This window comes from Acinetobacter sp. TUM15064, assembly GCF_008980265.1.
Taxonomy (GTDB): domain Bacteria; phylum Pseudomonadota; class Gammaproteobacteria; order Pseudomonadales; family Moraxellaceae; genus Acinetobacter.
Genome location: NZ_BKFU01000042.1, coordinates 24,202 through 33,491 on the forward strand (window position 1 = coordinate 24,202; position 9,290 = coordinate 33,491).

General features: G+C 38.8%; 8 protein-coding genes. 4 read left to right on the plus strand and 4 right to left on the minus strand.

Translation table 11 applies throughout. The features are described from left to right. Positions 1 to 3: 3 nt before the first annotated feature. On the minus strand, positions 4 to 1,281 hold the full coding sequence (gene apbC / locus GBI16_RS12455) for an iron-sulfur cluster carrier protein ApbC (RefSeq protein WP_151707172.1): 1,278 nt from the start codon (positions 1,279 to 1,281) through the stop codon (positions 4 to 6). 314 nt (positions 1,282 to 1,595) lie between these two features. On the opposite strand from apbC, the gene GBI16_RS12460 reads away from it, so the two are divergent. Beyond that, a complete protein-coding gene (locus GBI16_RS12460) occupies positions 1,596 to 1,925 on the plus strand; it encodes a hypothetical protein (RefSeq protein WP_151707173.1) in 330 nt (109 codons plus the stop codon). A 35-nt stretch (positions 1,926 to 1,960) separates the two neighbouring features. Here GBI16_RS12460 and GBI16_RS12465 read toward each other — a convergent pair whose 3' ends face one another. Further along, positions 1,961 to 2,425: a hypothetical protein gene (locus GBI16_RS12465; RefSeq protein WP_110974314.1), complete on the minus strand. Its 465-nt coding sequence runs from the start codon at positions 2,423 to 2,425 to the stop codon at positions 1,961 to 1,963. Between the two features lie 149 nt (positions 2,426 to 2,574). After that, complete coding sequence (locus GBI16_RS12470) at positions 2,575 to 3,375, minus strand: hypothetical protein (RefSeq protein ID WP_151707174.1); 801 nt, start codon at positions 3,373 to 3,375, stop codon at positions 2,575 to 2,577. A gap of 349 nt (positions 3,376 to 3,724) precedes the next feature. Here GBI16_RS12470 and metG point away from each other — a divergent pair, with 349 nt between their 5' ends. The 3 genes from metG to GBI16_RS12485 all read left to right on the plus strand — a co-directional run bounded on the left by metG (position 3,725) and on the right by GBI16_RS12485 (position 8,341). Further along, entirely contained in the window at positions 3,725 to 5,785 is a 2,061-nt protein-coding gene (gene metG / locus GBI16_RS12475) for a methionine--tRNA ligase (protein WP_151707175.1), read from the plus strand. Between the two features lie 310 nt (positions 5,786 to 6,095). Beyond that, a complete protein-coding gene (locus GBI16_RS12480) occupies positions 6,096 to 7,193 on the plus strand; it encodes a DUF3644 domain-containing protein (protein ID WP_151707176.1) in 1,098 nt (365 codons plus the stop codon). 221 nt (positions 7,194 to 7,414) lie between these two features. Further along, positions 7,415 to 8,341, plus strand: coding sequence for an MBL fold metallo-hydrolase (locus GBI16_RS12485; RefSeq protein ID WP_228267839.1), 927 nt, complete (start codon positions 7,415 to 7,417; stop codon positions 8,339 to 8,341). Positions 8,342 to 8,395: 54 nt separating this feature from the next. Here GBI16_RS12485 and GBI16_RS12490 read toward each other — a convergent pair whose 3' ends face one another. Beyond that, entirely contained in the window at positions 8,396 to 9,019 is a 624-nt protein-coding gene (locus tag GBI16_RS12490; RefSeq protein WP_086208531.1) for a LysE family translocator, read from the minus strand. Positions 9,020 to 9,290 lie beyond the last annotated feature (271 nt).

Genomic DNA, 9,290 nt, shown 5'->3' on the forward strand with positions numbered 1-9,290 from the left:
AATTTAAAAAATACGGGTTTGGTCTTTTTCAGCTTTCGGCAATGCTGCTACAATTTTTTCAGCAATTTGCATATAGCTGTCTGCTGCACTGTCTTCAACTAGAACCGAAGGCTTCCCTGCATCTGCATTTTCACGGATTTGTACATTTAAAGGCAAACGTCCCAAAAGCGGAATAGCATATTGCTCAGACAGTTTATCACCGCCACCCGTACCAAAAATTTGCTCTTCAAATCCACAATTTGAGCAAATATGGGTCGACATATTTTCCACTACACCCATGACTGGTATGTGTACGCGGTTAAATAACTCAATGCCTTTGGTGGCATCCATAAGTGCCACGTTTTGAGGTGTAGTCACAATCACCGCACCTGTCACAGGAATACGCTGCGCAAGGGTCAACTGAATATCACCTGTACCCGGTGGCATATCAATCATTAAGACATCTAAGTCAGGCCATAAGGTTTGATTGAACAGTTGCATCAATGCTCCTGTCGCTTTTGGCCCACGCCAAGCCACAGGAGTATTATGATCACCTGTTAAATGCCCAATTGATAACACTGCTAAACCATAGGCATCTAAGGGTACAAAGTTTTCCGCTTCAATCATCGGCGTTTTGCCCGCATTGCCCAACATGGTCGGAATACTCGGACCATAAATATCAGCATCTAAGACCCCCACTTTTAAGCCTAGCTTTTGCAAAGCAAGTGCAAGGTTTACGGTGGTGGTCGATTTACCTACGCCCCCCTTGCCTGAGGATACCAAAATCACATTTTGAATACGCGGATGCTTCGGCACATCACGTTGTTGTGGCGCTGCTTTTTGAATGGGTGGATTGTTTGGATCAGCTTCAACCGATGGTGCCGTGGCTTCGGTTGTTGAACCTGAAGCATCAATCACAGGCGGTAAATTGCTTTTCGGCACAGCCTCTTTTGCTTGGCTTGAACAGCTCTCACCTTCAGCGTGTTGATGTCCGCAGCCACCAGATTTTTCTTTATGCCCAGTTTTTTGCTGAATCACATGCATATTTAATTCTTTGATACCACACGCTTCAAGTGCAACTGCCAAGTCATCATGGATCTGCTGTAAATCATCTGCTTCAGCAGGAAAAGTATTCAGGGTAATTTGCAGGATATTGCCTTGCACATTCACTTGAGTAATGCGGTCTTTTAAAGCATTGTTTGAATTGGGCAAGATATAGTTTTGCAGCACTGTTTGGATTTCTTCTTCCTTTACCTCCTGCGCAGGAGAAAAAACAGATTTAAGAGAAGAAAGCCACGACATATATTTGCTCCAAATTCGAGTTCACAGCTGAGTGCTATAGTTTAACCACAAAACTTAGAGAGGTTAAGTTAAGTCTTCATAGAATATGCAATGAAAACCAATATTCCTACCAAATCAGTTGGTTTTTTTATTAGTAATCCTGTCAAACGCTAATATTTAGCTCTAGAACATTCAAAGTAAAATCAGTGAATTGTTTCAAACTTGAACGTAAAAAATTGTAATTTTTGACTCATCTCACCATTTAAGGTGATGTTTTTGCATAGCAAAATACCTATATTCTGTTGGTCTATAATGAAGCTATATGGAGAAAAACAATGAAATGGGGGATCGCTTTTATTTGCGCTTATTTGCTGTCGGGCCTAAGTTTTGCCGATACATCAACCAACTCGTTTAGGACTCCTACGGGTCAAACCGTGACCATAGGTGACCAAGTTCAGGACATGCAGAAAAAAATCAACTTGTCACCGACTTCAATGGTATCTAAACCGCTAAGCACTGCTCCCGACAGCCCTATGGAAACAGTATATATCTATGAAATACAAAACTTTCGCTATACCATTCGTACCGTGAATAACCAAATTCAAAGTATTACATGGTTTAATTTAGACACAGACCCTGCATCATATACACAGTCTGTGCAGTAACATTTAGGTTATAACAGTCGGCTAGCTAGTTAACATTAAGCTTGGTCGTCTTTTTTAAACTTTTGCAGTGTTTCTGTGGCTTTCTTTTTCAATTCGTCAAACTTTTCAGTGGCTTGCACCTTAAACTCTTCCAGTTTAATTTCAGCCTCATGCTTTAACTCTGTAGCTTTAAGTTTAGCCTCATCCAGTTTATGTCCTGCTTCAACTTTAAAATGATCCAATTTCTCCTGCGCGACTTGCTTCGCATGCTCAGCTTTGGCTTGTGCAGACTCCAACTTTTGCTCAAAGGCCGCATTAGCTTCAGCTTTACTTTCTTCTACATTCTCTTTTAAGTCAGTCAGTTGCTTTTCAGCATCAAGCTTGGCTTCAGTGGCGTGATGCTTAACATCTTCCAGCACTTTCTCACCTTCAAGTTTTGCCGCTTCAGCTTTTAACTTTAAGTCTTCACTCAGTTCAGTCGCTTTGGTTTTTAAATCATCGAGTTTATTATCATTCGTCATGTCACAGCCCTCTTTCGTATTTAAAATTTTGCTTAACTCAGAGTTATACCTTGCTTTTTAAGTGCTGACGTCATTTGCATCATTTAGAAACAATAGATGTACAGGATGCATCAATTTTAGATCCATCCTATACTTTTATACGGAACAAACTAACGCTTTAAAGTACTGATAAAACTGATTACTGCAAACAGCCAAATAAACAAAATGAAACTGCGTGCTTGAATGAAATGGGTCACGTCCGCACCGTGTACCATATTATGACGGCTGGCGGTGACACTAGAACTCGCATCCATTTTCAATGCTTCAAGGCTCAAGAAATACGGATTGATTTCACTGGCAATTTTGACTTTATGCCACAGGCTTTTGACTTCATGGCCTTTCAAGCCCGGCACGATTTTATAGACATCGACAAACTTGGTTTGATTTTGCTGTAAATAACCATGTTCAACTAGAGCATCCGTCAAAATCCCTTCAATTTGACCATAAAGAACCGTAATACAACCGGCATAACACTGCTGTTGATACAGTTTTAAAGTTTCTTCAATCACGCTGCGGCGTTGGGCTTGGAATGCCCCCAACTCCATTGCATCATAAGCTTCAAGCAAAGTCGCTTGGAAATAGCCCGTTTGGATTAAATCGGGCAATTGAAACTCAGTCATATCCGCTTCTTTTTCATTGGCCATTTGCCAGAAAAACAACAGATTGAGCACGTCATTGGCGATTGGTTCATCACTTTCATACTCAAGTTGATCGGCCATGATTGCAAAGTATGAATCTTCAGACTCGAGCTGACGGAGCGACTCGACCAATTGTGCATGTGCTCGACTGCCCATTGAAGCAAGGTAGTGTTCAGCTTGTTGTAAAAGTTGATTGCCCAGTAATTTAGTCGCTTGTGGATTTTGCGGAATTCGGGTCACGGCTTGGTCGAAATCAAAATCATCGTCAATCATGGACGGCATACTCTTAAAAACGGGCTGAATCCACGTATTATCGCTGTTATTAGCGCATGAATATAGAGAAAATACACATTAGTTTTAAGCTGCATAATTTGAGTTTTTACAATCCATTCCATCTTTCATGAAAAGATGAACAAACTGTTTTATGCCGTTTTAAACCATGTATTTCCGATTATTTTTTCACTGTCTTGCTCAAATTAATGATTGCTGTTCAATCTAGCGCTCAATTCATACAAGCTTTAGCCTCATTTGAAAACTTTTCACCGATTCACTTGTGCAAGTCGCGGCTATCTAAGGTAAAATCGTTGACCTTATATAAAATACGAATGAGAGAGTCATATCCGTGCGTAATATTTTAGTCACTAACGCCCTACCATACGCCAATGGCCCCATCCATATGGGACACTTACTCGGTTATATCCAAGCAGATATTTGGGTTCGTGCCATGCGTGCAATGGGACACGATGTGACTTATGTATGTGCGGATGATGCTCACGGTACAGCCATTATGCTACGTGCCGAAGCGAATGGTATTTCACCTGAAGATCAAATTGCCAACGTACAAAAAGAACACATCCGTGATTTTGACGGTTTTGGCGTGCATTTCGATCATTATGATTCAACGCATAGTGATGAAAACCGCTCTCGCGCCTCTGAAATTTATGTGAAAAACCGTGAAGCAGGCAATATTGCAATTCGTCCTGTCAACCAGCTTTTTGACCCTGAAAAAGGCATGTTCTTATCGGATCGTTTCATTAAAGGCACATGCCCGAAATGTAAATCGGAAGACCAATATGGCGATGCTTGTGAAGTCTGCGGTACAACATACAACGCGACTGAACTTTTAGACCCGAAATCGACTTTAAGTGGTGCAACGCCTGTAGAGAAATCTTCAGATCATTACTTCTTTAAACTGCCGAATTTCTCAGAATATTTGCAAAAATGGACGCGTGACCAAGGTCGCTTACCTGTTTCAATTGCCAACAAACTAGATGAATGGTTTGAAGCTGGTTTATCAGACTGGGATATTTCACGTGATGCACCGTATTTCGGTTTTGAAATTCCAGATGCACCGAACAAATATTTCTATGTGTGGGTCGATGCGCCGATTGGTTATATGTCGAGTTTTGAAAACTACATCAAAGCTAAACGTCCTGATTTAAGTTTTGACGACTTTTGGAAGAAAGACTCTGACAAAGAAGTCTATCACTTCATTGGTAAAGACATCGTTTACTTCCACGCGCTGTTCTGGCCTGCAATGCTTGAAGGCGCAAACTACCGTACGCCATCAGGTTTGTTCGTGAATGGTTTCTTAACGGTGAATGGTCAGAAGATGTCCAAATCTCGCGGGACATTCATCAAAGCTGAAACGTATTTAGAGCACTTAAACCCTGAGTACTTACGTTATTACTTCGCGTCTAAACTGTCAGATAAAGTTGAAGACTCTGATTTGAACTTGGATGATTTCGTTCAGAAAGTAAACTCTGACTTAGTTGGTAAAGTGGTGAATATTGCGAGCCGTTGTGCAAAATTCATCAATACCAAGTTTGATAATAAGTTAAGTGCAACTTGTGCAGAGCCTGAATTGGTACAAAGCTTTATAGATGCGGGTGACTCAATTGCGAAAGCATACGAAGCACGTGAGTTCTCTGCTGCGATTCGTGAAATCATGGCACTTGCAGATAAAGCCAACCAATATATTGATGAGAAAAAACCTTGGGCTTTAGCGAAAATTGAAGGCGAAGAGCAACAAGTACACGATGTATGTTCGGTCGGGATTAACCTGTTCCGTCAATTGGCTGTGTACCTTGCACCTGTACTTCCAACTTTAGCAGCTCAAGTGCAAGCGTTCTTAAAGTTAGATAACTTTGACTTTGCTTCTGCTCAAACGGCATTGGTTGATCATGAAATTGCATTGTTCCAACCGTTAATGCAACGTGTAGACCCGAAAGCGGTTGCAGCAATGGTCGATGCATCTAAAGACTCTTTAGCAGTTGCGGCTGAACCTGTAAAAGTTGAGAAGAAGAAAGAAAAGAAAGTTGCTGAGAAAAAACCTGAACCAAAAGTCGGTGAAGCTGAGATCATTGGCATTGAAGACTTTATGAAAGTTGACCTACGTGTCGCTGAAGTTCTAGAAGCGTCAACTGTCGAAGGTTCTGATAAGTTGCTTCAATTGACTTTAAATGTTGGTGAAGCTGAACCACGCAACGTGTTTAGCGGTATTCGTGAGTTCTACCAACCAGAAGACTTAAAAGGTAAATTGGTGGTAATGGTGGCTAACCTTGCACCGCGTAAAATGCGTTTTGGTATTTCAAACGGTATGGTGCTTGCAGCAGGTAATGGCGAAGGTGTTTGGGTGATTTCACCTGAAACTGGTGCTAAAGCGGGTGATAAAGTGTCTTAAGGTTTAATCCTTAAAAGAAAAAGCCTCTACGTTGTAGGGGCTTTTTTATTGCTTTCTTTTATTCCCTCATCCTAACCTCTTCCCAGAGGGAAAAGGAGCATTCATTAAAGAATTTATAACAGTATTACATCACATGACTAGCGACATGGATGTCGCCCGTTCGTTAGGGGCACAAGGACGTGCCCCTAACGAACAAAGGGGTTTCGTTACTTTCTCCACAACAAAAATAAATAAAAAACTGCTCATATTATTTAAATATCAATAATTTACTGATAATCTCTAGATAATTTACTTATCGATATGAAAATTAATGAAAACCCCATTACTAAGAAAAGGCAAAACAAAATCCTTATTAGAAAGTTCAATCGATTGTGCTCTATTAGCAGTCGAAATTTACAATAAACCTAGAGCACCTTTTAGAGTTGAAACTTTTATTACACACATGGTTATGGCTTGGACAAGACTATTCCAAGCTCACTTTAACCATACAATTGGAGACACATATTTCCATAAAGAGAAAAATGGAAGGTATCAACTGATTGATGGTGATAAAAAAGCATGGGAATTAAAAACATGCATAAAAGAATATGCAAAATTATCAGAAGCAGTAAAAATTAACTTAGAATTTTTTATAAAATTAAGAAATAAAATTGAACATCGAACAATTGATAAAGATGAAATCGGGTTGACAATTTTCGGCGAATGCCAAGCACTTCTATATAACTATGAAAATGAATTAATTAAATTATTCGGAGAGGAATATGCGATTAATGAAAGTTTAGCTCATTCCTTACAATTTTCCAGAATGAGAACAACTCAGCAAAAAAAAGCTAGTAAACAATTACTTTCTACAGAATATAAAGACTTGATAGAATTTATTCAGAAATATCGTGATCATATTCGTGATGATGTATTTGCATCACAAGAGTACAGTATCAAATTGATCCAAATTCCCAAAATTGCCAATACCAATAAAAGTGATTTAGCAGTTGAGTTTGTGAACTGGAGTTCAATTTCAGAAGAAGATAAAGAAAAATATAATCACCTCACAGCAATTATTAAAGATAAAGTCGTAAAGCTTGAAGGCGTTAATATCGGCAAACTGAAACCAAGCAAAGTTTTAGAAGAGGTTAACAAATCTATCAATTTGAAATTGACACATAATGATCATAAACAATTGCTTTGTATCTTTAAAATCAGACCTTATTCTGATTTTAGTCCCGATAGCGATGCTTTTGAAACAAACCCTGATTACTGTCATTATGACGAACCTCATAATGACTATTTATATCAAGATGAATGGATAACTTTTTTGATAGAACTTATAACTAAGAACAAACTTTCTAGAGAGGAATGGAAAAACTTTTTTAAACAAAAGAAAATATTAAAAATAGAAAATTATGAATAATAATTAAACCTAAACTAGGAGCAAAATTGGGTGACGAAGTATCTTAATTAACACTATTCAAACTGATAAAACTCCCACTTTTGATGAGTTATTGTTTTTATCAGATAAAATTTATTCAAAAATATGCTAAAAAATACATGTCTCCTAAGCTAAACATAATCATGAAAATGCTAAATACAAAAATGGCGATGACTATCCTGGCACTGAGTGCATGTATAGCGATGCCCCAAGCTCAAGCTGTAGAAGCACAAACAAAATCCATAGCACAACAAAAACAAGTTTCAGGCTATTACCAATACCAAATGGGTGATGTACAAATCACCGCCCTGCTCGATGGCACTAACTTCATGTCGCCTAAACTCTTTCAAAACATTCCAGAAAAAGAAATCCATGAAATTTTAAAGAAATACGCTGCCGACCAAGCCAAAGGTGTACAAACCTCTGTCAATGCCTTCCTCGTGAATACAGGTCATTCGCTGGTTTTGGTGGATAGTGGCGCTGCAAGCTGTTTTGGCACACATTTGGGTTCAGTGTTAAGCAACTTAAAAGCATCAGGCTATCAACCAGAGCAAGTCGATACCATCTTACTGACGCACCTGCACCCAGACCATGTGTGTGGTATTAGCCAAAATGGAGTAGCAAACTTTCCCAATGCAACGGTTTATGTCTCGAATGATGAAGCAAAATATTGGTTAAATCCAAAACAAGCTGTTAAATTGCCGAAAGAGAAACAAGCCAATTACTTAGGTACAGTTGAGAAAATTAAACAAGCCATTGCACCCTATCAAGCCAAACAACGCTTCAAAACGTATCAATTGGGCGATCAAATTCAGGGCTTTAAAGTGATTAATACCGCGGGGCATACACCCGGACATTTTAGCTATGAGTTAAAAACCAAAGATGAAACGATGGTCTTTATTGGTGACATTGTGCACTCACATACCGTGCAATTTGATAAACCTACAACGGCAATTGATTATGATATCGACCCGAAAAAAGCAATACAAACCCGCTTAAAGCAATTTGCAGAATATGCGAAAGGCGGGCAAACCATTGCAGCACCACACTTGCCATTCCCCGGCATTGGGCATATTTATTCAGCAGATGGTAAAAGCTATCAATGGATTCCTGTGCATTTTAAGGATTGATGAAATATAAAAAACCCTCTCATTTTTGGAGAGGGTGAGCCTGAGCTCAAACAGTTACTTCATTCCAAAAATAAGTTTTAAACCCAATCCCGTCATCACAGCCCCAGCAACACGATCAAATACTTTCTTAAACTTTAAATATACACGACGTGGCTTTTCCGCAGACAAGGCAACCGCCACAAGCGAATACCAACCTGCATCAATAAAAAAGCACAGCATCGGCAATACCACATAGAAATAAGTTGGAATTTCTTTGGGTAAAAGTGCAGTAAAAATACTGGCAAGAATAATGGCAATTTTAGGATTACTGAGCTGAGTAATCAGCCCCAACCGAAAAGCCTGTACATAACTCATCGTCTTTACAGAACCATTTACAGCTTCCATCGGTTCTTTAGCATGTTTAATGATTTTATACGCCAGCCAAAGTAAGTACAAACCGCCAAAAACTTTCAAAGCAATATAAGCGGACGGTACAGCCAACAAAATTGCTTGTAACCCCATGACTGCAAGCAAACCAAACAATGCAGCGCCTGTGCCTGTACCTAAAGCAGTAAATAAACCATGTTTACGTGAAATCGCAATTGAATTTTTGGCGACATAAATAAATGTTGGACCAGGACTAATAGCACCTAACATTAATGCCAAAGTAATAGAGCCTAAAATCAATAATGATTCCAAGAGTGACCTCTAAGTTGAGAGAATTTGATCAGCAACGATTTTACGCTAAACAAGGTTGTTACGATATTCACTTTATCAATTATTTTTCACGTTTATATTTCAATGTATAGGCTTTACGCCATTCAATTATATCTTTTAATGATCAATAAAAAGCCTATTTCTAAAGAAATTTAGGCATAGGCAATCGTAAAAACAACAATAGAGCAATTACTCCATAAAAAATAATAACATCAATTATTTAGATCATATTCAATTTTAATAAAAAGACAAA

Bases quoted from the DNA above. Each gene is read 5' to 3' on its own strand.
- apbC (WP_151707172.1), bottom strand. From the start codon at position 1,281: ATGTCGTGGCTTTCTTCTCTTAAATCTGTTTTTTCTCCTGCGCAGGAG.
- GBI16_RS12460 (WP_151707173.1), top strand. From the start codon at position 1,596: ATGAAATGGGGGATCGCTTTTATTTGCGCTTATTTGCTGTCGGGCCTA.
- GBI16_RS12465 (WP_110974314.1), bottom strand. From the start codon at position 2,425: ATGACGAATGATAATAAACTCGATGATTTAAAAACCAAAGCGACTGAA.
- GBI16_RS12470 (WP_151707174.1), bottom strand. From the start codon at position 3,375: ATGATTGACGATGATTTTGATTTCGACCAAGCCGTGACCCGAATTCCG.
- GBI16_RS12480 (WP_151707176.1), top strand. From the start codon at position 6,096: ATGAAAACCCCATTACTAAGAAAAGGCAAAACAAAATCCTTATTAGAA.
- GBI16_RS12485 (WP_228267839.1), top strand. From the start codon at position 7,415: ATGCCCCAAGCTCAAGCTGTAGAAGCACAAACAAAATCCATAGCACAA.